At 73.4% G+C, this 21386-nt stretch carries 22 protein-coding genes; 7 read left to right on the top strand and 15 right to left on the bottom strand.

The genetic code is table 11. The features are described 5' to 3' along the window. The first annotated feature begins 87 nt into the window (after window positions 1-87). Window positions 88-717 carry an SCO3374 family protein gene (locus OG904_RS16550; RefSeq protein WP_405491636.1) on the top strand — a complete coding sequence of 210 codons (630 nt, stop codon included), beginning with the start codon at window positions 88-90 and terminating at the stop codon, window positions 715-717. Here the strand turns inward: OG904_RS16550 and OG904_RS16545 are convergent. The 12 genes from OG904_RS16545 to OG904_RS16490 form a co-directional block, all read right to left on the bottom strand. Beyond that, window positions 699-1037, bottom strand: coding sequence for an Lsr2 family protein (locus tag OG904_RS16545; RefSeq protein WP_405491634.1), 339 nt, complete (start codon window positions 1035-1037; stop codon window positions 699-701). The genes OG904_RS16550 and OG904_RS16545 overlap by 19 nt on opposite strands. 165 nt (window positions 1038-1202) lie before the next feature. After that, on the bottom strand, window positions 1203-1733 hold the full coding sequence (locus OG904_RS16540) for an amino-acid N-acetyltransferase (RefSeq protein ID WP_405491632.1): 531 nt from the start codon (window positions 1731-1733) through the stop codon (window positions 1203-1205). Window positions 1734-1742: 9 nt separating this feature from the next. Next, window positions 1743-2279 carry a BlaI/MecI/CopY family transcriptional regulator gene (locus tag OG904_RS16535; protein ID WP_405491630.1) on the bottom strand — a complete coding sequence of 179 codons (537 nt, stop codon included), beginning with the start codon at window positions 2277-2279 and terminating at the stop codon, window positions 1743-1745. A gap of 124 nt (window positions 2280-2403) precedes the next feature. Beyond that, window positions 2404-2583 (bottom strand): hypothetical protein, encoded by a 180-nt coding sequence (locus tag OG904_RS16530; RefSeq protein ID WP_405491628.1) that lies wholly within the window; start codon window positions 2581-2583, stop codon window positions 2404-2406. Window positions 2584-2596: 13 nt separating this feature from the next. Continuing rightward, window positions 2597-3274, bottom strand: coding sequence for a hypothetical protein (locus OG904_RS16525; protein WP_405491626.1), 678 nt, complete (start codon window positions 3272-3274; stop codon window positions 2597-2599). Window positions 3275-3370: 96 nt separating this feature from the next. After that, entirely contained in the window at window positions 3371-3556 is a 186-nt protein-coding gene (locus OG904_RS16520; protein WP_405491624.1) for a DUF397 domain-containing protein, read from the bottom strand. Window positions 3557-3793: 237 nt separating this feature from the next. Beyond that, entirely contained in the window at window positions 3794-4525 is a 732-nt protein-coding gene (locus tag OG904_RS16515; RefSeq protein WP_405491622.1) for a GntR family transcriptional regulator, read from the bottom strand. 148 nt (window positions 4526-4673) lie between these two features. Then, window positions 4674-5483, bottom strand: a complete 810-nt coding sequence (locus tag OG904_RS16510; RefSeq protein ID WP_405491620.1) for a type III pantothenate kinase — start codon at window positions 5481-5483, stop codon at window positions 4674-4676. Between the two features lie 3 nt (window positions 5484-5486). Beyond that, window positions 5487-6437, bottom strand: coding sequence for a carboxylating nicotinate-nucleotide diphosphorylase (gene nadC, locus OG904_RS16505; protein ID WP_328303973.1), 951 nt, complete (start codon window positions 6435-6437; stop codon window positions 5487-5489). Between the two features lie 53 nt (window positions 6438-6490). Further along, on the bottom strand, window positions 6491-8239 hold the full coding sequence (locus OG904_RS16500) for an L-aspartate oxidase (protein ID WP_405491618.1): 1749 nt from the start codon (window positions 8237-8239) through the stop codon (window positions 6491-6493). After that, window positions 8236-9240: a pantoate--beta-alanine ligase gene (gene panC / locus OG904_RS16495; protein ID WP_405491616.1), complete on the bottom strand. Its 1005-nt coding sequence runs from the start codon at window positions 9238-9240 to the stop codon at window positions 8236-8238. Before panC ends, OG904_RS16500 begins: the two co-directional genes overlap by 4 nt. Beyond that, window positions 9237-10217, bottom strand: coding sequence for a Rossmann-like and DUF2520 domain-containing protein (locus OG904_RS16490; RefSeq protein ID WP_405491614.1), 981 nt, complete (start codon window positions 10215-10217; stop codon window positions 9237-9239). The genes panC and OG904_RS16490 overlap by 4 nt, the downstream gene beginning before the upstream one ends. A gap of 409 nt (window positions 10218-10626) precedes the next feature. On the opposite strand from OG904_RS16490, the gene OG904_RS16485 reads away from it, so the two are divergent. The 3 genes from OG904_RS16485 (at window position 10627) to OG904_RS16475 (ending at window position 15031) form a co-directional block, all read left to right on the top strand. Further along, window positions 10627-11784 (top strand): threonine aldolase family protein, encoded by a 1158-nt coding sequence (locus tag OG904_RS16485; RefSeq protein ID WP_405498059.1) that lies wholly within the window; start codon window positions 10627-10629, stop codon window positions 11782-11784. Between the two features lie 392 nt (window positions 11785-12176). Further along, the gene (locus OG904_RS16480) at window positions 12177-13301 is read left to right on the top strand and encodes a DUF5937 family protein (RefSeq protein WP_405491612.1); all 1125 of its coding nucleotides are present in this window, start codon (window positions 12177-12179) and stop codon (window positions 13299-13301) included. Between the two features lie 176 nt (window positions 13302-13477). Further along, window positions 13478-15031 (top strand): M28 family metallopeptidase, encoded by a 1554-nt coding sequence (locus tag OG904_RS16475; protein WP_405491610.1) that lies wholly within the window; start codon window positions 13478-13480, stop codon window positions 15029-15031. 139 nt (window positions 15032-15170) lie between these two features. On the opposite strand, the gene OG904_RS16470 is transcribed toward OG904_RS16475, so the two are convergent. Further along, on the bottom strand, window positions 15171-16121 hold the full coding sequence (locus OG904_RS16470) for an SAM-dependent methyltransferase (RefSeq protein WP_405498057.1): 951 nt from the start codon (window positions 16119-16121) through the stop codon (window positions 15171-15173). A 136-nt stretch (window positions 16122-16257) separates the two neighbouring features. Here OG904_RS16470 and OG904_RS16465 point away from each other — a divergent pair, with 136 nt between their 5' ends. The 3 genes from OG904_RS16465 to OG904_RS16455 are packed head-to-tail and all read left to right on the top strand — an operon-like array spanning window position 16258 to window position 19305. Then, a complete protein-coding gene (locus OG904_RS16465; RefSeq protein ID WP_405491608.1) occupies window positions 16258-17457 on the top strand; it encodes a sensor histidine kinase in 1200 nt (399 codons plus the stop codon). Window positions 17458-17460: 3 nt separating this feature from the next. Next, complete coding sequence (locus tag OG904_RS16460; RefSeq protein WP_405491606.1) at window positions 17461-18153, top strand: response regulator; 693 nt, start codon at window positions 17461-17463, stop codon at window positions 18151-18153. Window positions 18154-18156: 3 nt separating this feature from the next. Then, on the top strand, window positions 18157-19305 hold the full coding sequence (locus OG904_RS16455; protein WP_405491604.1) for an endonuclease/exonuclease/phosphatase family protein: 1149 nt from the start codon (window positions 18157-18159) through the stop codon (window positions 19303-19305). Between the two features lie 95 nt (window positions 19306-19400). On the opposite strand, the gene OG904_RS16450 is transcribed toward OG904_RS16455, so the two are convergent. Further along, window positions 19401-20894 carry a PH domain-containing protein gene (locus OG904_RS16450; RefSeq protein ID WP_405491602.1) on the bottom strand — a complete coding sequence of 498 codons (1494 nt, stop codon included), beginning with the start codon at window positions 20892-20894 and terminating at the stop codon, window positions 19401-19403. Further along, entirely contained in the window at window positions 20891-21382 is a 492-nt protein-coding gene (locus OG904_RS16445; RefSeq protein ID WP_405491600.1) for a PH domain-containing protein, read from the bottom strand. Before OG904_RS16445 ends, OG904_RS16450 begins: the two co-directional genes overlap by 4 nt. Window positions 21383-21386: the final 4 nt, after the last annotated feature.

Genomic DNA, 21386 nt, shown 5'->3' with positions numbered 1-21386 from the left:
CCCGCGGATGTTTACGTTCCGCATTGGTTCGAGTGCTGAACGTCACACCGCGCGTAACCCCGGAGCGTTTCGGGAGTTGCTCCGGACATGGCTCTTACCGCGCCGCCCGTCACCGTCCCGCTCCCCCGCGCCGCGACCGGCACGCCGGCGTCCTGGTACGAACGCGTGCTCGGCTGGCCCGTGGCCGGCGGACCGCCCGCCCAGCTCGTGACCGGAGTCCGGTTCGACGTGCTGGAGCTGCCGGCCGATGCCGGTGCCGCGGTGCTGCGCAGACCCCTCGCGACGGGACCCGTGGCGCTCATGGGCCGCAGGATGCGGTTCCTGGTGGCCCCGGGGAGCGCCGACGAGCTGGAGGGGCTGCTCGAGTGGCTGGAGTGGGGCGGGGTGGCCCTGGACCTGACCGCCCTGGGTACGGGTGGCCGGATCACCGCTCCGTGGCCGCCGGGACACCTCGTGGGGCCCGGGGAAAACCCTCGGGGGGCCGCCGTCTGGCTGCGGCCCCCCGAGCAGGGGTGCGAGGCACTGCTGCCCGCCCTGCCCGCGTACGGGCAGGGCACCGGGCCCGGTCTCGGAGAAGACGCCACCGGGCCCGGTCTCGTACGCCTGGTCGCGGCGGCGGCGACGGAATGCCACCGGGCGCGGCTGAGGCGGCGTACGACCCCTGCGAGGTGCGTCATCACCGGGGGGCTGCCCGAGGGTCAGCCCCGGTTCTCGTAGGCCTCGCGGATCTCCTGCGGCACGCGGCCGCGATCGTTGACACTCATTCCCTGGGCCTTGGCCCAGGCGCGGATCTCGGCGGTGTCCGGGTTACCGGACGCCGCGGGACCGCGGCCACCCTTGGCACGCCCGGCCGCGGCACGGCCACCGGTGCGGCGACCGCCCTTGGTGAACGGGTCGAGCAGGGTGCGGAGCTTTTCCGCGTTGGCGGTGGTGAGGTCGATCTCGTAGGTCTTGCCATCCAGAGCGAACGTCACCGTCTCGTCCGCCTCGCCGCCGTCGAGGTCGTCGACAAGAAGGACCTGAACCTTCTGTGCCACCGGGATTTCCTTTCATCGAAAAGCAGTACGCGGAAAGGAAACCGCTTTTGCCTGGAAAACACAAACCCCCAGTCACGGGTTCGGGTCCGCAACGGGTCGGGAAACGTGCGCGATTCGGACATAGGCCACACGTACGGGGTCCCGGGAAATCCCCGCGGTGATCGATCACAGGTGCAGAAGCATCCGGCTGTTGCCCAAGGTGTTCGGCTTCACTCGTTCGAGACCGAGGAACTCTGCGACACCCTCGTCATAGGAACGCAGCAGCTCCATGTACACATCGGTCTCGACCGGGGTCTCGCCGATCTCGACGAAGCCGTGCTTCGCGAAGAAGTCCACTTCGAAGGTCAGGCAGAAAACCCGGCTCACACCCACCCTGCGGGCGGTCTGGAGCAACTTGTCGAGCACCAGATGACCGACTCCCACGCCCTTCAAGTCGCGGTCGACGGCGAGAGTGCGGACTTCGGCCAGGTCTTCCCACATCACGTGGAGTGCGCCACAGCCGACCACCTGACCGTCGGAGTCGCGTTCGGCGACCCAGAACTCCTGGATGTCCTCATAAAGGACGACCGGCGCTTTGTCGAGCAGGATGCGCTGCTGCACGTACTGGTCGAGGAGGCGGCGCAGCGCGGGAACGTCACCGGTGCGCGCTCGGCGGATCGTCACTGTTTTTGCATCTGCAGCGGAAAACTCACCCATGCCCGGACGTTATCGCCCCGGGTCTGCGCTCTGCCCGCCGGAGTCGCCCTCGGCGGGCGGAGCCTGCGCCGGGGAGTCCGCGGACACTTCGGGGGCGGCCTGTTCCGCGGCTTGTTCCGCGGCTTGTTCCGCGGCTTGTTCTGCGGCTTGTTCTGCGACCTGTTCCGCGGCTTGTTCTTCCGGGACGACCGGCTGCACGATGCGTACGGCGTCCCGGAGCGCCTCGCGCTGTTCCGCCGACATCATGCCGAAGAAGGCCACGAGGGCGGCGGCGGGGTTGTCGCTCGTCGACCAGGCTTCGTTCATCAGTGCGGCCGAGTATGCGGCGCGGGTGGAGACCGCCGTATATCGATAGGCCCGGCCTTCGGCTTCCCGGCGGACCCAGCCCTTCTGATGGAGATTGTCCATAACGGTCATGACCGTGGTGTACGCGATGGACCGTTCCTGCTGGAGGTCCTCCAGGACTTCGCGAACGGTGACCGGGCGGTTCCACTGCCACACCCGCGTCATCACTGCGTCTTCGAGTTCTCCCAAGGGGCGAGGCACAGCAGCACGATAGTGCGGGTTGTGTGCAATTGCCCGGCCATTCGGACTCCAACGCGCAACAAAAACGGGCGCACGGCCCTGGAGGCCGTACGCCCGTCCCCTTGCGGGGCCTGCTTGTGGGGCTCTACTCGTGGGTCTGGGACCGGGGCTGCTGGGCCGCCTCGGCGCGGGCGAGCACGGCGTCGACGGCCGCGTCCTCCTTCGCCTTGTTGGCACCGCCCTGGCTCTTCACGATCGTCACGACGAGCGCGATGAAGAACACGGCCATCACGAAGGGGGGCACGAGCGCGGATACGTAGTCCATGCGCACAGCCTAGCTACCCGGCCGCGCGCCCGGCTTCCGGGGGCGGGGAGGGCTTGCGGCGCGGCGGGAAGACCTCGCCCGGGGTGGGGACGGGGCGGCCGGGCCGGTCGGCGGGCTGCGGCTTGGGCTGCGGCCGCGCCGGTTCGTTGTCCTTGCCGGAGCCGGAGCCGGAGCCGGAGCCGGAACCCGAGCCCGAGCCGGATGCGGAGCCCCGGCTCGAGCCCTGGCCCGGTCCGGTGGCGGTGCCGCCCGCGAGGGTCAGCAGCCGGGTACGCGGCGCCGGCGCCGTGGACAGCCTGCGGCGTACGGAGCGCTCCGCGATCCCCTGGGCCCGGCCCAGCAGCGCGGCCGCGACCGGGTTGGCGCGCAGCGCCCGCAGGGCGGCGAGGTCGTCCGGCACCGGCTCGTACCCGGCGGCCAGGGCGTCCTGCAGCAGCTCCAGGTAGCCGGAGAGGCTCCCCGGCAGGGCGGTTCTGTAGCGGGCCAGGTCGGCGAGGAGGAAAGCTCTGAGCCGGCCCGCCTCCTGGACCGCGTCGTCCACCGACGCCGCGAGGCGCAGGCAGTCCTGGACCTCGGTGGCCGTCAGTGGGGCCGTCGAGGACTGAAGGGCGTGAGCGAGCGAGCGCCTGAGCACGTGAAGCTCATCGGCGCCGAACGCCATGCCGCCGCGGGATCCGTAGGGCGTGGGCATGGGCCGAAGATACGCGCTAATCGGACAAAATTCCTTGAGTGGACACGTACGTGGCGCGTGTCCCCGCGGAAAGGACGCAGCCCCGCCCCACCCGGCTCAGCCCGACTGCTTGACCTCGCGGAGGAAATCGGCCCAGGCGGCCTGGGTGGTGGCGAGAACGAGATGGGCCGGATCCGCGCGGTCGGCGACGCGGACCAGGGTGCCGGGGGCGGCGCTGACGTACACGCAGTTGTCCCCCTCGCCGCAGAACGAGGACTTCTGCCAGGCGGGCCGAGCGGTCATGGTGTCTCCTCCGTTCACAGGCGCGTGCGGCGCCGTGGACGAGCTCCCGGTATTTCTCGTGGGGTGACGGTATCCCCGTGTCGGCCGCACTCCGGCCATTTCCGGGGAATTTCCCACGTCGGGTGTCAGGACGCGGTAAGGACGGCCACGGGTTCCCGACCGTGGGTTTCGGGCCGGACGTTCCCGGCCACCTGTTCCGGGCCGGGCCTTCCGGGCCGGGCGGGTGCCCGTCCCGGATTACCGGAGGGGAATCTCGTAGGCGATCTCCGAGTGCCGGTCGCAGACCATGATGTCGGCGGTCTCCACCGCGCGGCCGTCCGCCGCGTAGTGGGTGCGCTCGATCTCGGTGATCAGGTCTCCGACGGAGATGCCGAGCAGGCCGGCCTGGCGCCGGGTCGCGCGCGCCGGGCGCGGGACCTCCAGCGCGGAGGTGACGGTGATGCCGATCGAGCGCATCCGCTCGACGATTCCGGCGCCCTTGTGGGGGCCCAGCTCGGGCAGCAGGACCGGGGTTCCGTCGGTGACGGCCATCGGCTCCCAGGACTCGCACACCTCGAAGGGCCGGTCCTCGTCGAGGAACGCGTACGTGGTGAGCACGCACGGGTCCCCCGGGGCTATCGCGAGCCGCTCGGCGATGGACTCGGTGGCGGCGACCCGGGTCTTGGTGTGGGACCGGGACGTCCCGGTCCCGCGCACGGGCCCGGAGCCGGCCGGGGCGCGGCGGCGGGAGCGGACCACGCGCAGCCGGGCGCGCGGGGCCCGGACGTAGGTGCCGGCGCCGGTCCGGCCGTCGAGGAGCCCCTCGATGATCAGGAGCTCCATCGCGCGCTGGGTGACGGACTGCCCGACGCGGTACTCGTCGGCGAGCCGGGCCCGGGAGGGCAGCCGCGCGCCGACGGGCCACTCCCCGGCCCGGATGCGGGTCCGCAGGGCGTCGGCCACCCGTGAGTAGGCCGTGTCACGGGGCATGCGGACCGTCCGTCCTGTACTCGCCTGGGCCGTCGGCTCGACAACATACGACATCCCCGGCGGGGCCGTGGGCCGAAAACGGCCCCCGCCCTGCGGGGAGGGCGGGGGCCGTCGGGCCGGGCGGCGGGCCCCCTGCGGGGCGGCCCGGTCAGTCGAAGCTGGGCGCGTTGCGCTCGTAGACCAGCCGCAGGCCGATCAGGGTGAGCCAGGGCTCGTGGTCGTCGATGGCCGCGGCCTCGCCGAGGACGATGGGGGCCAGGCCGCCCGTGGCGATGACGCGGACGTCGTCCGGGGAGCCGCCCGGGCCGGCCAGCTCCTTGGCCATCCGGGCCACGATCCCGTCGACCTGGCCGGCGAATCCGTAGACCACGCCCGACTGCATCGCCTCGACCGTGGACTTCCCGATGACGTTGCGCGGGCGGGCCAGCTCGATCTTGCGGAGCTGGGCGCCGCGCACGCCGAGGGCCTCCATGGAGATCTCGATGCCCGGGGAGATCACCCCGCCGACGTACTCGCCCTTCGCGGACACGGCGTCGAAGGTGGTGGCCGTACCGAGGTCGACCACGATCGCCGGGCCGCCGTAGAGCTCGACCACCGCGACCGCGTTGACGATGCGGTCGGCGCCGACCTCCTTCGGGTTGTCCATGAGGATCGGGACGCCCGTCTTGGTGCCGGGCTCCACGATCACCGCCGGGACGTCGCCGTAGTAGCGGCGGGTCACCTCGCGCAGCTCGTGCAGGACCGCCGGCACCGTCGAGCAGATCGCGATGCCGTGGATGCCGTCGCCCAGCTCGTTGCCGAGCATCGGGTGCATGCCCATCAGGCCCTGCATCAGCACGGCCATCTCGTCGGCCGTGCGGCGCGGGTCGGTCGAGACGCGCCAGTGCTCGACGATCTCGTCACCGTCGAACAGGCCCAGGACCGTATGGGAGTTGCCCACGTCGATGGTGAGGAGCATCGGTTACACCGCTTCGCGGAGGTCGAGGCCGATGTCCAGGATCGGGGAGGAGTGGGTGAGCCCGCCGACCGCGAGGTAGTCGACGCCCGTCTCGGCGTAGGCGCGGGCGTTGTGCATGGTGAGGCGGCCCGAGGACTCCAGCACCGCGCGGCCGTGGACCAGGGCCACCGCCTCCGCGGTCTCGATGGGCGTGAAGTTGTCGAGCAGGATCAGGTCCGCGCCCGCGTCCAGGGCCTCGCGGACCTGCTGGAGGGTGTCCACCTCGACCTCGATGGGGAGGTCGGGGAACTGCTCGCGCACGGCCTTGAAGGCCTCGCGGACGCCACCCGCCGCGATCACGTGGTTGTCCTTGACCAGCGCCGCGTCGGAGAGCGACATCCGGTGGTTGACGCCGCCGCCGCAGCGCACGGCGTACTTCTCCAGGCAGCGCAGGCCCGGCGTGGTCTTGCGGGTGTCGCGGACCTTGGCCTTGGTGCCCTCCAGCTCGTCGGCCCACGCGCGGGTCGCCGTGGCGATGCCCGACATCAGGCAGAGCAGGTTCAGCGCGCTGCGCTCGCCGGTGAGCAGGTCCCGGGTGCGGGCCCGTACGGACAGCAGCACCTGGCCGGGCTCGACGCGGTCGCCGTCCTCGACGTGCCGCTCGACCTCGAAGGTGTCGGTGCAGACGACGGAGAGGACCGCCTCCGCGACGCGCAGGCCGGCGACCGTGCCCGCCTCGCGCGCGGTGAAGTCGGCCGTCGCGACGGCGTCCTCGGGGACGGTGGCGACGGTGGTCACGTCGACCCCGCCGTCGAGGTCCTCGGAGATCGCCATGTGCGCGATGTCCTCGACCTCGATGGGGTCCAGGCCCGCGTCGACGAGCAGCTGGGCGAGTGCCGGGTCGAGGCCGGTCTCCTCGCCCTCGCCGCAGGCGCAGTCGTCGCCGCAGCCGCCGCCCTCGCTCTGGTCGAGCAGCGGAAGCTCCTCGTGCTCGTGGGGGGTGTGGTCGTGCTCGTGCGTGCTCACGGTTACCGCTCCAGGCTGTCGGTGCTCAGGGGGATCTGTACGGACGGGAAGTCCGCCGAGTCGGTGGGGGTGACGACCAGGGCCCGCCGCTCGGTCGCCGACAGGCGGACGACGAGGTGGCGGCGCCACTGCGCGTCGTCCCGGTCGGGGTGGTCCTCGCGCCAGTGGCAGCCGCGGGTCTCCGCGCGCCGCTGGGCGGCGGCGACCAGCACCCGGGCCACGCACAGCAGGTTGGTGGCCTCCCAGGTCTCCGTGCCGGGGACGGCCGTCTTGCCCTGGGTCTCCAGCTCCGTCAGCGCCGTCGCGTACAGGGCTTCGAGCGCGGCGGCGGCCCTGCGCAGCGACTCGGCGGAGCGGAGCACGCCCGCGCCGTCGGTCATGATGCGCTGGATCTCGTAGCGCGCCTCGGCGGGCTGGAGGGGGCCGGTGGCCGGGACGGGGATGCCGGGGCCGGTGCCGGCGGGCGGGTTCCCGATGATCTCGTCGGCGATCCGCTCGGCGAAGACCAGGCCCTCCAGAAGGGAGTTGGAGGCCAGCCGGTTCGCGCCGTGCACACCGGTGCAGGCGACCTCGCCGCAGGCGTACAGCCCGGGGACGGTGGTGCGGCCGTGCAGGTCGGTCCGTACGCCGCCGGAGGCGTAGTGCGCGGCCGGGGCGACGGGGATGGGCTCGGTGACCGGGTCGATGCCGTGCGAGCGGCAGGCGGCCAGGATGGTCGGGAAGCGCTGCTCCCACATCTCGGCGCCGAAGTGCCGGGCGTCCAGGTACATGTGCTCGGTGCCCTGCTCCTGCATGCGGCGCATGATGCCCTTGGCGACGATGTCGCGGGGGGCGAGCTCGGCGAGCTCGTGCTGGCCGGTCATGAAGCGCACGCCTTCGGCGTCGACGAGGTACGCGCCCTCGCCGCGGACGGCCTCCGACACCAGGGGCTGCTGGCCCTCGGCGTCGGCGCCGAGGAAGAGCACGGTGGGGTGGAACTGGACGAACTCGAGGTCGGAGACCTCGGCTCCGGCGCGCAGCGCGAGGGCCACGCCGTCGCCCGTGGAGACCGACGGGTTGGTCGTCGCGGAGAACACCTGCCCCATGCCGCCGGTCGCCAGGATCACGGCGGGCGCGTGGACGGCGCCGACCCCGTCGTGCTGGCCCTCGCCCATGACGTGCAGGGTGACGCCCGCGGTACGGCCCTGCGCGTCCTGCAGGAGGTCCAGTACGAGGGCGTTCTCGACGGTCTCGATGCCGGCCGCCTGGACGGCTTCGACGAGCGCCCGGGAGATCTCGGCGCCGGTGGCGTCCCCGCCGGCGTGCGCGATGCGGCGGCGGTGGTGGCCGCCCTCGCGGGTCAGTTCGATCTCGCCGGTCTCGGCGGAGGTGTCGAAGACGGCGCCCTCCGCGATGAGCCGGCGCACGGCGCCCGGGCCCTCGGTGACCAGGAGTCGGACGGCGGTCTCGTCGCACAGGCCCGCGCCCGCGACGAGGGTGTCCTCGAGGTGCTGCTCGGGGGTGTCCCCGTCGCCGAGGGCGGCGGCGATGCCGCCCTGGGCCCAGCGGGTGGAGCCGTCGTCGAGCCGGGCCTTGGTGACCACGACGGTACGGCGGCCCGCGGCCGCGCAGCGCAGCGCGGCGGTCAGGCCGGCGACGCCGGAGCCGACGACCACGACGTCGGCGTCGACGGACCAGCCGGGGGCCTGGGCGTGCAGCCGTATGCCGGTGCTGGTGCCCGCCGTTGCGGGACCTCTGCCTGGGGTGCTCACGCGTGTGCTCCGAACTCCAATGGGATGTTGTCGATCAGCCTGGTCGCGCCCACCTTCGCGGCGACGGCCAGTACGGCGTGACCGGTGAAGCCGGGGCCGGCCTCGGTGAAGTCCTGTGGGTCCACCAGCGCCAGGTAGTCCAGTACGAGGGGCGGCTCGTGGCGGCCCGCCTCCTGGAGGACGTGCCGCGCGGCGGCCCGTACGGCGTCCGGCAGCCCGGCGCCCGCCGCCGCGACGGCGTGGGCGTCGGCGGAGGCGCGGATCTCGCCGAGCCGGGCCAGGCCGGAGGCCCGCTCGTCGCCGGCCGGCGGGGCCTGTGCCTCGGCGCGGGCGCGCAGCGCGGACTGCGCGGCGAGCCGGTCGCGGCCGGCGAACAGGGCGCGGGAGAGGGCGAGGGCGGTGTGCCGCTCCTTGGCGGAGAGGTAGCGGTTGCGGGAGGACAGCGCGAGCCCGTCCTCCTCGCGGACGGTCGGTACGCCGACCACCTCCACGGGGAAGTTCAGGTCGGTCACCATCCGCCGGATCAGCGCCAGTTGCTGCGCGTCCTTCTGGCCGAAGAAGGCCAGGTCGGGGCGGGTGAGGTGGAGCAGTTTGGCGACGACGGTCAGCACGCCGTCGAAGTGCCCGGGGCGGGTGGCGCCTTCGAGGCGTCCGCCCATCGGTCCGGCACTGACGCGGACCTGGGGGTCGCCGCCGGGGTACACCTCGTCGACGGCCGGGGCGAACACGGCGTCGGCGCCGGCGGCTTCGGCCAGGGCCAGGTCGGCGTCGAGGGTGCGGGGGTAGCGGTCGAGGTCCTCGTTCGCCCCGAACTGGAGGGGGTTGACGAAGACCGTGACCACGACCTGGCCGGTGGGGCCGACCTGCGCGCGGGCGGTGCGGACCAGGGTGACGTGACCCTCGTGGAGGGCCCCCATGGTCATGACGACGGCGCGGCGGGCGGCGGGGCCGCCGGTGCGGGCGAGGCCGTGCAGTTCGCGGGCGGTGTCGAGCAGGATCACCGGTCACCACCTGCGGATCCGTCGGGGCCGGTGGGGCCGGTGGGGCCGGAGCCGTTGGCTCCGCCGGACCGGTCGGACCGGTCGGCGCTGTCGGCGAGGACGCCGAGGAGGTCCTCGGCGAGCTCGGGCTTGAGCAGACCGTGCGCCAGGGCCCGGTCGGCGGTCGTACGGGCCATCGCGAGGTACCCGGCGACCGTGCCCGGGGCGTGCTTGCGCAGCTCCGAGACGTGCGCGGCGACGGTTCCGGCGTCGCCGCGGGCCACGGGGCCGGTCAGGGCGGCGTCCCCGGAGCGCAGGGCGTTGTCGAGGGCCGCGCCGAGCAGCGGGCCGAGCATCCGGTTCGGGTGCTCGACCCCGGCCTTGGCCAGCAGTTCCATCGACTGGGCGACCAGGGTGACCAGGTGGTTCGCGCCGAGGGCGAGGGCCGCGTGGTAAAGCGGGCGGTTCGCCTCCGCGATCCACTCGGGCTCCCCGCCCATCTCGATGACCAGGGCTTCGGCGGCGAGCCGCAGCTCGTCGGGGGCGGTCACCCCGAAGGAGCAGCCCGCGAGGCGCTGCACGTCGACCTCGGTGCCGGTGAAGGTCATCGCGGGGTGCAGGGCCAGCGGGAGGGCGCCCGCGCGGCGCGCCGGGTCCAGCACGGAGACCCCGTACCGCCCGGAGGTGTGGACGAGGAGCTGTCCGGGGCGGACCGCGCCGGTCTCGGCGAGGCCCTCCACCAGCGAGGGCAGCGCGTCGTCGGGGACGGTGAGCAGGACCAGGTCGGCGACTTCGAGGACCTGCGCGGGCGGTACGACGGGGACGTCGGGCAGCATCCGCGCGGCGCGCCGTCGCGAGGCGTCGGAAACGCCCGACACCGCGACGGGGCGGTGCCCGGTCTGCTGCAGGGCACGGGCCAGCGCGGGACCGACCCGGCCGGCTCCGACTACACCGACGGCGAGCCTGGCGGGGCGCTCCGCCTGAGGGACTGTGTTCACGCGGGTAAGGCCTTCCGTTCCAGTCCGCGGGGGGTACCGGACGATACGCCGCCATGCTAAGCCGTCCCGGGGGGTGGGGTGCGTTTCCAGGTCGCCCGGTGCGGTGCCTTGGACGGGGCCGGACGGGGTGGAGGGAGCTGCGCACCCGCCACACGGAGCACGGCCGGGCCGGACCGGACAGCGCGGCACCGCACGGTGCAGGGGCAGGCCGGACGGGGCGGTGCGGCGCCGGGATTCGCTGTTCGCGGCCGCTCGGCTCCTGGCGTGCGGGCCGGTCGGCGATGATCGGGGCATGGACGAGGACACGGAGTGGAGCGCGGGCTCGGAGCCGATCGCCGGCGCGGGGGCGGAGCAGGCCGCGGGCGCGCGGGTGGCGGACTCGGTGGCGGAGCGGGCCGCGGACGCGCGAATGGCGGACTCGGTGGCGGAGCGGGCCGCGGACGAGCGGGCCGCGGAGGCGGTGGCCGAGCGGTTGGTGGCCGCCGGGCGGGTGGCGGGGCGGAAGCTGTCGCACAGTCTGCGGGAGGCGACGGTCGGCGAACTGCTGGCGGACCTGGGCGGACTGGCCCCGGACCCCGACGAGCCGGGCGACGTCTACGGCAACGGCGTCGTGGAGCGGCTGGAGCGGCGGGTCGCGGAGCTGCTCGGGACCGAGGACGCGGCCTTCTTCCCGACGGGGACCATGGCCCAGCAGATCGCCCTGCGCTGCTGGGCCGGACGGACCGGTAACCCGGTGGTCGCCCTGCATCCGATGAGCCATCCGGAGCGGTGGGAGGGCGGTGCGCTGTCCGTGGTCTCGGGGCTGCGGACGGTCCACCCGACGGGTGAACCGCGTCAGCCGGCCGCCTCGGAGGTCGCCGGGCTGCCGGAGCCGTTCGGGACGCTGATGCTGGAGCTCCCGCTGCGCGACGCGGGCTTCCTGCTGCCGACGTGGGAGGAGCTGTCGGCCCTGGTGGACACCGCCCGGGAACGGGACGCGGTGGTCCACTTCGACGGCGCCCGGCTGTGGGAGTCCACGGTGCACTTCGGCCGGACCCTCCCGGAGATCACGGCGCTGGCGGACTCGGTGTACGTCTCCTTCTACAAGTCGCTCGGCGGCCTGAGCGGGGCGGCCCTCGCCGGATCCGCCTCGCTCGTGGAGGAGGCCAGGGTCTGGCGCCACCGCTACGGGGGTCAGATCTTCCGCCAGTTCCCGGCCGCGCTCTCCGCCCTGGCCGGGCTGGAACGGGAGCTGCCGAGGCTTCCGTCCTACGTGGCCAAGGCGCGGGCGGTGGCGGCCGCGCTGTCCTCGGCGCTCGCCGCGGCTCCCGGGGTGCCCTGGTTCCGGGTCAACCCGGAGGTCCCGCACACGCACCAGTTCCAGGTGTGGCTCCCCTACGACGCGGACCGCCTCACCGAGGCGGGGGTCCGGCTGGCGGAGGAGACGGGCACGATGCTCTTCCGCCGGTGGGCTCCCGACGGGCCGCCGGGCCTGTCCATGACGGAGGTCGAGGTCACCGGACCGGCCCTGTCCTGGACGGACGCGGACGTGACCGAAGCGACCGCAGCCTTCGTGGCCCGGCTCTAGCCGCGGGGCGGACCCGCCACAGGACCGCCGCCGCGCGGCTCCTCTGGGGCTCCGCCCCAGACCCCGCTCCTCAAACGCCGGAGGGGCTGGTTTTCGGCTGACCCCAGCCCACACGTGACCGCCCGAACAAGCTGGATTTTGGCTGGCCCCAGACCGCAGGTGATCGCCGGGGGCTGCTAAATCCAGCCCCGCCGGCGTTTGAGGCGATCTTTTCAGCCCCGCCGGCGATTGAGGCGCGGAATCCGGGCGGCGTCCGGGGGAAGGGAGGGTAGGGGAGCCATGCCCCGCGCAGCGGGTGTTCGGGGGGCCGTTCGGGCCCGGGGCGGGGCCGGACGGGCGAAGGGCGACGCGTCCCGTCAACCGCGCGGCCAGCGCACCGGCAGAATGATCCGATGAGCGTCACCATCGACATCACCGGGCTCCCCGCGGAGCGGATCGGCTTCGCGCCGTCCCCCCTCGCAGAGCTCTGCATGGCGTTGCACGCGCTCTCCCAGCCCGGCCACCACCCCGGGCTCGCCTCCTGGACCTCCACCACCGCCGCCGCGCTCGAACCCGACCTCGCGGACCGGCTACTGGAGGGCGATTTCATGTGGCGCAGCTCCTTCGCCGACATCTTCATGGCCTGGGCCGGGATCCCCGGCGGCTCCGGCCGGCCCGCCGCGACGCTGGCCGCCGAGCTCGACGTACTGGACCGGCTGGACGACGAGCGGTTCGTGACGGCCGCCCTGGAACACTGCCGGCTGGCGCTGTACGACGACGGCGCCGGGCCGTCGCCGCTCTCGGATCCGCTCGCCCGGGCCAGGGCCCTGGAGACGGCCTCCGCGCGCGGCCCCGCGCAGCTGGCGTTCGCCGTGCGGGTGCTGGACGACACCGCGGGCGTCCGGGTCTGGCTGCGCCGGCTCCTGGAGGACTGCGACGAGGCCTTCTTCGCGGAGACCTGGCGCCGGGTCGAACCCCGTCAGAGCGCGGACGCCCGCCACAAGACGGAGCTGCTGCGGCGCAAGGGGCTGCCGGCCGTCCTCAAGGACGTCTCCTCGGCACTGAGCGTCGACGAGGGTCTGACCACGGTCACGGTGGACAAGATGGTCCACGGTTCCACGACCGCCACCGATGCCCGAATAGGCGACGGGCTGCTGTTCGTCCCCACGAACTTCGGCTGGCCCCACCTGCTGGTGCTGCACGCACCGGGCTGGCGTCCGGTCATCCACTATCCGCTCGGCTCTCCCGAACTGGCCTCTTCCCCGGGGTCGGTGGAACTGCTGCGGCGGCGCATGGAAGCCCTGGCCCACCCGATGCGGATGATGCTGTGCCGCAATCTGGCGCGCGCCCCGTACACGACCGGCGAATTGGCGGCCGCGCACGGGATCACCGCGCCCGAGGTCTCCCGCCACCTGGCGGTGCTGAAGAAGGCCGGGCTGCTCCAGACCCGCCGGCAAGGACGCTACGTGCAGCACCAGTTGGACCTCACGGCCGTCGCCCGTATCGGATCCGACTTCGTCGAGGGCATTCTCCGCTAGCCCGGAGAACGGGCATTGGCCGGTTCTCGACGGCTCGGACTCACCGATATACGGATTTCACAAACCGAAATCAGCAAAACTCTGGCCATGGCCGCCCCTTGGTGCCTACCGTGCGTCCACCGCTCCCCCCACGTAACGCACCGCACCTGACCTGCACCTGCCGTGGAAGGACTTTCATGCCCTCACGCCGTATAGCCGCAGCCACCGCCGCCCTGGCGGCCGCGGCCCTCGTCTCCCCGCTGCTGCTCGCCGGACCGGCCGGAGCCACCGGCAGCCCGCAGAGCGACGCCGCCCGGGGTGACGCGCTGGCCGCCAAACTGGTCAAGGAAGCCACCGGCAAGGGCGCGAACAACCACCTCAAGGTCTTCCAGGCCCTCGCCGACTACAACGACGGCACCCGCGTGGCGGGTTCCAAGGGCCACGTGCAGTCGGCCAAGTACGTCGAAGCCGTCATGCGCGCGGCCGGGTACAAGGTCACCAAGAACGAGTTCGACTTCGTGTACGTCGAGACGATCGCGGAGACCCTGAAGGTCAACGGCGCGGCGGGCCGCGACGTCCCGGTCAAGCTGATGACGTACACCGCCAGCGGCCCGGCGAACGGCGTGACGGCCCAGCTGGCCGTCGCCCCGGTCGACGCGGACGGTACGAACGGCTGCGAGCCCGGCGACTTCGCCGCGGGCGCCTTCACCGGGAAGATCGCGCTGGTCAAGCGCGGCGGCTGCACCTTCGCGATCAAGCAGTCGAACGCGGCGGCGGCCGGTGCGGTCGGCGCGGTCATCTACAACAACACGGCGGGCGCCCTGAACGGCACCCTCGGCTCGGCGGACGCGGGCAAGGTCCCGACCGGCGGCGTCTCCCAGGAGGAGGGCGAGAAGCTCGCCGCCGAGGCCGCGGCCGGTCCGGTCTCGCTCACCCTGGACATCCGCGAGTTCCGGGAGAACCGCAAGACGTACAACGTCATCGCGGAGACCCGTGGCGGCGACGAGAACAACACCGTGTTCCTCGGGGCGCACCTGGACTCCGTCAAGGCGGGCCCGGGCATCAACGACAACGGCTCCGGCTCGGCCGGCATCCTCCAGGTCGCCCAGCGGCTCGCGAGCAGCCAGTCGAAGATCAAGAACAAGGTCAAGTTCGCCTGGTGGTCGGCGGAGGAGTTCGGCCTGCTCGGCTCCGAGGCGTACGTCGACGGGCTGACGGACGCGCAGAAGAAGCAGATCAAGCTGTACTTGAACTTCGACATGATCGCCTCGCCGAACGCCGCGTACTTCGTCTACGACGGTGACGACTCCGACAAGGTCGGCTCGGGCCCCGGCCCGGAAGGCTCGGCGCAGCTGGAGAAGGGCATCACCGACTTCCTCGACGGCCGCGGCATCCCGCACGAGGGCTCGGACTTCACCGGTCGCTCGGACTACGGCCCGTTCATCGCGGCCGGGATCCCCTCCGGCGGTACGGACACGGGCGCCGAGGGCATCAAGACGGCGGCGCAGGCGGCGAAGTTCGGTGGCCAGGCCGGGGTCGCGTACGACGTGAACTACCACGGCAAGGGCGACACCATCGCGAACATCGACCAGAAGGCGCTCGACATCAACGTCGACGTCATCGCGAACGCGGTGGGGCACTACGCGTATGACCTGGCGCCGCTCTCGGTCCCGGTGGTCTCGAAGCCGAGCACCGGCGGTGCGGGTGGTGGCGGCCTGCGCGAGGGCCACGACCACGACGTGACGGAGTAATCCGGACCGGGCCCCGGAGGGGCGGGCAGGGGCGGCCGCTGCGCGGGGCCGTCCCCTACCCGCCCTTCCCCCGTTCCCCGGGCGCCGCCCGGACCCGCGCCTCAATCGCCGCCGGGGCTGGATTTTCCAGCCCCGGCGGCTACGCCGGCCAGCGGCGGACGCCGACCGGCTCCACCAGCCAGCCGAAGTCGCCGAGGCCGCCCCGGGCGGTGAGTTCCGCGGCCTCCCCGGCCAGGGACAGGGCCCGGACGTACGCCGCCGGGTCCGCGGAGGCCAGCGCGAGCGGGGGCCGGGCCCCGGTGACTCCGAGCGCGGCCAGCGCCGCCCGCTGGGTCAGCAGCACCGCGCCCGGCCCCGCGCACGCGTCGAGCGCCACGTGCGCCGTGACGTCGCAGCCGCCGTCCGGGACGGGCGCGACCTCCCGCCCGGCCCGGAATCCGGTGAGCGTTCCGAACGGCGGGCGGGTGTCCCGGGTGTGGGCGTAGTCCACCGCCACCGCGAGCCCCCGCTCCACGGTCGCGACGGCCGCCGACCAGGCCTCGTCACGCGCCCGCCCGATCTCGGCGCGGCCCGGGCCCGGCCACCACCGCTCCAGCCAGGCCCGGTCCCGCCCCTCCACGGGGCCGCCCTCGCTCTCCGTACCGTCCCGCGCGACCACCACGTAACGTCCGTCCTCGGCGAGGTCCAGCGGTACGTTGTCGAGCCACTCGTTGGCGAAGAGCAGCCCCCTGGCGCCCCCGGGCGGCTCGCTCACCCACCGGATCCGCTCGTCCAGCCCGCCGGGCCGCCCCGCGCGCTCCACCGCGTACGGCCGCACGCGCGCGGCCGTCTCCGCGGGCAGCGCCGCCAGCACCCCGGTCAGCAGCTCCCCCCGCCCGGCCCCCACGTCGACCAGGTCCAGCTCGTCCGGACGGCCGAGCTCCTCGTCCACCCACAGGAGCAGCCGGGCCACGGCCCCCGCGTAGAGCGGCGAGGCATGCACGGACGTGCGGAAATGCCCCGCGGGACCCGGCCCGCCGGGGCGTACGTAGAAGCCGTCGGGCCCGTACAGCGCCCGCTCCATCGCCGTCCGCCAGCGGACCGGCCCCATCTGCGCCGTGCCTTCACCCTGAGTGCTCACTGCAGAAAGGTTATGGTCGCCTCCACCTCCGGTAGTACTCCCTCGCCATGTGGATCGCCCCTCTGGTTGACTCCAGCACCTATCCGGCTTCCCTACTCTGGGTTACGTGCAGCGCCTCTACGACTTCCTCCGCAGACACCCGACCGGCGTCGACAGCTTCTGGGCCGTCCTCCTCTTCGGGTTCTCGATGGCATCCGTGGCCTCGACGCACCAGACCACCGGCGAGGCGCTGCTCGCCACGCCCGCTGTGGTGGCCCTGAGCAGTGCGGTCGCGCTGCGCCGCAAGTGGACCGTGCCGATGTTCTGGCTGACCGTCGTCACCGGCCTCTACCAGCTGGCCATCGGCGGCATCGCGGACGTCCACGACTTCGCCATGCTCGTCGTGCTCTTCACGATCGCCGCCGCCGACGTGCCGCGCTGGCTCTCGCGCACCGCCCTCGGCTGGGGCCTGCTCGCTTCCCCGCTGTACTTCGTGCGCGTCGGCGTGGACAAGGGGGCGTCCGGCCCCGAGAGCATCATGTTCGTCCTGTTCATGATGGTCCCCTTCGCCCTCGCCTGGGTGACGGGCGATTCCCTGCGCACCCGCCGCGCCTACTACGCCCAGCTCGTCGAGCGCAACCAGCGCCTGGAGCAGGAGCGCGCGGCCCAGGCCAAGGTCGCCGTGGCCGCCGAGCGCGCCCGCATCGCCCGCGAGCTGCACGACGTCGTCGCGCACAACGTCTCGGTGATGGTGGTCCAGGCCGACGGCGCCGCCTACGTCATGGACGTGGCCCCCGAGCAGGCCAAGGAGGCCCTGCAGACCATCTCCGGCACCGGGCGCCTGGCGCTCGCGGAGATGCGCCGGCTGCTGGGCGTCCTGCGCACCGGCGAGCCGCAGGAGTCCGAGGACTACGTGCCGCAGCCCGACGTGGAACAGATCGAGGTACTGGTCGAGCAGGTCCGCGCGGCCGGACTCGCGGTGGACTTCGAGGTCGAGGGCGCCCCGCGGAAACTGCCCAGCGGCGTGGAGCTGACGGCGTACCGGATCGTGCAGGAGGCGCTGACGAACACGCGCAAGCACGGCGGCCCGGACGCCAGCGCCAGCGTGCGCCTGGTGTACTTCGACGACGGACTCGGCCTGCTGGTCGAGGACAACGGCCGGGGCGCGGCCCACGAACTGTACGAGGACGGCGGCGCGGACGGCGCCGGCCACGGGCTGATCGGCATGCGCGAACGCATCGGTATGGTCGGAGGGACCCTGGACGCGGGTCCCCGGCCCGGAGGCGGCTTCCGGATCAGTGCCCTGCTCCCGCTCAAGAAAAGGTGATCGATGTCCTTCCCCACCGGCCCCTCCATCCGCGTGATGCTGGTCGACGACCAGGTGCTGCTGCGCACCGGCTTCCGGATGGTCCTCGCCGCGCAACCCGACATGGAGGTCGTCGCCGAGGCCGGCGACGGCCTGGAGGCGCTGGAGGTGCTGCGTGCCACGAAGGTGGACGTGGTGCTGATGGACGTCCGCATGCCCCGGCTCGACGGGGTGGAGGCGACGCGCCGCATCTGTGAGCCCGACGAGCACCCCAAGGTCATCATCCTGACCACCTTCGACCTGGACGAGTACGCCTTCTCGGGGCTGAAGGCGGGCGCGAGCGGGTTCATGCTCAAGGACGTCCCCCCGGGCGAACTGCTCGCCGCCATCCGCTCGGTGCACAGCGGCGACGCGGTGGTCGCCCCGTCCACCACGCGCCGGCTGCTGGACCGCTTCGCGCCGATGCTCCCGTCCACCTCCGCCGAACCGCGCAACAAGGACGTCGAGCGGCTGACGGAGCGCGAGCGCGAGGTCATGATGCTGGTCGCCCAGGGCCTGTCGAACGGCGAGATCGCCGCCCGCCTGGTCCTGTCGGAGGCCACGGTCAAAACCCACGTCGGCCGCATCCTGACCAAGCTGAACCTGCGCGACCGGGTGCAGGTCGTGGTCCTGGCGTACGAGACCGGGCTGGTCCGCGCGGGCGGCGGGGCCCAGTAGACCGTGCGCACCGCAGAACTGCCCTCCACCGCCGAGGGATCCATACCCCGGGCCGCCCGGGCCCGGCGCGGGCGCTCGACGCTCGCCGCAGTGCTGGGGGCGGCCGCGCTGGCCCTGGCGATCCTGTTCACGGCGGGCTGCCAGTCCGCCGCCCCGGACGCGGACGCGGACTCCTACGTGGATCCGGGCCCGGACCCGGACCCGGGGATCACCGTGGCGCAGACCTACTCGGTGTTCCACTGGAACGTGGCCGGCAGCGCCATCCACCGCGGGCGGACCGACACCGGTCTCGTCCAGGACGCCATCGCCTCGATCACGGCGGCGCAGCCCGACTTCATCTCCTTCAACGAGATCTGCCAGGACCAGTACGAGGCCATCCGCGACGGGCTCGCCGAGGTCTCGGGGTGGACGGTGCCCGATGCCCATGCGCGGTTCGCCGTGACCCGGGACCCCGGCACCGGCATCTGCCGGAGCGGCGGTTTCGGGAACGCGCTGCTCAGCAGCCATGAGCTCGGTACGTCCGAGGAGTACCTGCTGCCCAAGGACTACACCAAGGGCGAGAAGGCCAGGCTGTCGGCCGCGGGCCGGGGCGTCGAGGACCGCAAGATGCTGTGCGCGCCGCCGGCGGACCAGCCCCGGATGAAGTTCTGCACGGTCCACATCACCGGCTCGAACCGCGCCCTGCCCGCCCCCCGCGGCGGCTCCCAGCGGAAGGTCAACTCGCAGCAGCTGGCCGAGGTAGCCCGGATCCTCGACTCGTTCGCCAAGGCGAAGCAGGCGTACCTGGTGGCGGGCGACTTCAACGCCCAGCCCGACCTCAAGCAGTACGTGCGGCTGAAGCCCCTCATGAAGAGGCACACCGAGCTCGACGACAACAACGCCGCCCACTGCCCGGGCTACGGCACGTGGACGGCGCTGCCCCCGCGCGAGGCCGCCGGGCAGCCGGCCTGCGGGCCGCACCCCAAGATCGACCTGATCATCGCCCGCGGCAAACTCCCTGCGGGTGCCTACTCGGCGCAGGCGCAGAACATCCCGGCCGACTGCAAGGCCGTCGGTCCGGACAACCAGATCGTCCTGCCGGTGAGCCGGGTGTACTGCTCCGACCACCGGGCCCTGACGGGCCGCGCCACCATCCAGGTCCCGACGGGCTGAGCCCGCCGGGTGGTCCGGGCCGCTCGGGTGGCCCGGGCGGCTCGGGCCGTTCAGGCCGCTCGGACCGCTCGGGCCGTTCAGGCCGTTCAGGCCGTTCAGGTCATCCAGCGGTCCGGGCGGGCCGTGGCCCGGGAGGTGCGGGAGCGGGCCGCCTGGGCGTGGAGCAGCGCGTCGGCCTCGGCCGACCCGCGCAGGCGGGCCGTGACCGTCCCGTTCGCGCCGGTGTCCACGTGGACGTCGGCCACTGCGCGGGCCCGCTCCCACGGCCCCTGGGAGCGGCGCACGCTCTGCACCTTGGCGTGCGGCACGATCTCCGTACGCCGGCACAGGCGGCCGCGGCGCGCCGCGAACACGTCCTCGGAGACGGCCAGGCCGTACCCCTTCCACCACACCGGCACCACCCAGCGGGATCCGGTTCCGGGCGACGGCGCGAAGACGAGGCCCGCGAGGTCGACGCCGGGCAGCACCCGGGCGACGACGGCGTGGGCGGCGGCCCGGGTGGCCACCGGGACCAGCACGTCGTTCTTCGAGCCGGCCACCGCGAGCTCCACGCGGACCCAGCCGCGCCGGCGCCACAGCAGCGGCTCGACGATCCGTACGGTCTGCACGCGCCCCGGCGGCACCGTCTCGTGGGCCCGGTCGAGCAGTCCGTGGTCCAGGCGCAGCCCGTCCGGGGACTCGGCGACCGTCCAGTCGTACTCGGTGAGGTAGCGGCCCGCGGTGCCCTTCCAGACCGCGCCCAGCATCGGCAGCAGGGCCACGGCGGCCGCCCACGGGTTGGCGCTGAGCCACCACACGGCCACCGGCGCGGCGAGCCCGCCGACCACGGCCGCCGGGGTGGAGAGGGTGAGCAGCATCGACACCGCCAGGTCCCGCGGGGTCACCCGCAGCAGCTCCCGCTCGGGAGCCTCACCCAGGACGAGGGCCTCGGCCGGGGCGAAGCCGGCCGCGCGGGCCAGCAGTTCGGCGCGCAGCGCGACGGCGTCCTTCTCCCCGAGGAAGGCCAGCTCGTCCTTCTCCTCGGTGCCGATCACGTCCAGGCGGAGCTTGGCGACTCCGGCGAAGCGGGCCAGCAGGGGGCGGGTGACGTCGACCGCCTGGATGCGGTCCAGGCGGATGTGGGCGGTGCGGCGGAAGAGGAGCCCGCTGCGGATGCGCAGTTCGGTGTCGGTGACGGCGTAGTGCGTGAACCACCAGCTGAGGAAGCCGTACACGCCGAAGACGAGGACCAGCGCGGCCAGTGCCAGGACGCGCAGGGCGACGGAGACCGCCGTGACCCACTCCGAGACGTTCTCGCCCTGCTGGGCGACGATGCCGATGGTCGCGGCGATCGGCACCCAGGCGCGGCGCAGCGGCGTCAGGAAGTGCAGGCGCCGCTCGGAACCGGGGGCCGGTGCGGAGCCGGGGGCCGGTGCGGAGCCGGGGGCCGGTGCGGAGGCGGGGGCCGGTGCGGAGGCGGGGGCCGGTGTGGAGGCGGGGGCCGGTGTGGAGCCGGGCTCCGGTGCTGAGCCGGGCTCCGGTGCTGAGCCGGGCTCCGGTGCGAGGCCGGGCTCCGCTGCCTCCTGCCTCGTGGGCTCGGCGGCGCTCACAGACCCGCCGACCTTGCCTCGCCGAGCTCGGTCAGCCGGTCGCGCAGCCGCTCCGCCTCCTCGGGCGCCAGCCCGGGGATCTTGGCGTCCGTCGCCGCCGCGGCCGTGTGCAGCTGTACGGAGGCCAGCCCGAAGCGGCGCTCCAGCGGCCCCGAGGCCACCTCCACCAGCTGCATCCGGCCGTACGGGACCACGGTCTGCGCCCGCCACATCACGCCCCGGCTGATCAGCAGGTCGTCGGCGCGCTCGGCGTAGCGCCAGGAGCGCCAGTTCCGTCCGAGCAGCACCCAGCCCCAGGCGAGCACCGCGAGCCAGAACGCCCCCACGGCCGCCCACGCCGGCCCGACCGCCAGCCCCAGTACGACGGCGGTCACCCCCGCGAGCAGGGTCATCCACAGCACCAGCAGCAATCTGCGAAGAGTCAGCAGCCCGCCCGGCAGCCCCACCCACTCGGGTGGAACCGTCTCACCCTCTGTCCCCGTTTCCATACCC

Source organism: Streptomyces sp. NBC_00096, from assembly GCF_045041305.1.
GTDB lineage: Bacteria > Actinomycetota > Actinomycetes > Streptomycetales > Streptomycetaceae > Streptomyces.
This window is presented reverse-complemented; position numbering and strand designations above follow the sequence as displayed.

Coding starts and splice junctions, on each gene's coding strand:
- OG904_RS16460 (WP_405491606.1), top strand. CDS start 17,461: ATGTCCTTCCCCACCGGCCCCTCCATCCGCGTGATGCTGGTCGACGAC.
- OG904_RS16480 (WP_405491612.1), top strand. CDS start 12,177: ATGAGCGTCACCATCGACATCACCGGGCTCCCCGCGGAGCGGATCGGC.
- OG904_RS16515 (WP_405491622.1), bottom strand. CDS start 4,525: ATGCCCCGTGACACGGCCTACTCACGGGTGGCCGACGCCCTGCGGACC.
- OG904_RS16525 (WP_405491626.1), bottom strand. CDS start 3,274: ATGCCCACGCCCTACGGATCCCGCGGCGGCATGGCGTTCGGCGCCGAT.
- OG904_RS16485 (WP_405498059.1), top strand. CDS start 10,627: ATGGCGGACTCGGTGGCGGAGCGGGCCGCGGACGAGCGGGCCGCGGAG.
- OG904_RS16520 (WP_405491624.1), bottom strand. CDS start 3,556: ATGACCGCTCGGCCCGCCTGGCAGAAGTCCTCGTTCTGCGGCGAGGGG.
- OG904_RS16445 (WP_405491600.1), bottom strand. CDS start 21,382: ATGGAAACGGGGACAGAGGGTGAGACGGTTCCACCCGAGTGGGTGGGG.
- OG904_RS16550 (WP_405491636.1), top strand. CDS start 88: ATGGCTCTTACCGCGCCGCCCGTCACCGTCCCGCTCCCCCGCGCCGCG.
- OG904_RS16470 (WP_405498057.1), bottom strand. CDS start 16,121: ATGGGGCCGGTCCGCTGGCGGACGGCGATGGAGCGGGCGCTGTACGGG.
- OG904_RS16540 (WP_405491632.1), bottom strand. CDS start 1,733: ATGGGTGAGTTTTCCGCTGCAGATGCAAAAACAGTGACGATCCGCCGA.
- OG904_RS16510 (WP_405491620.1), bottom strand. CDS start 5,483: ATGCTCCTCACCATCGACGTGGGCAACTCCCATACGGTCCTGGGCCTG.
- OG904_RS16475 (WP_405491610.1), top strand. CDS start 13,478: ATGCCCTCACGCCGTATAGCCGCAGCCACCGCCGCCCTGGCGGCCGCG.
- OG904_RS16530 (WP_405491628.1), bottom strand. CDS start 2,583: ATGGACTACGTATCCGCGCTCGTGCCCCCCTTCGTGATGGCCGTGTTC.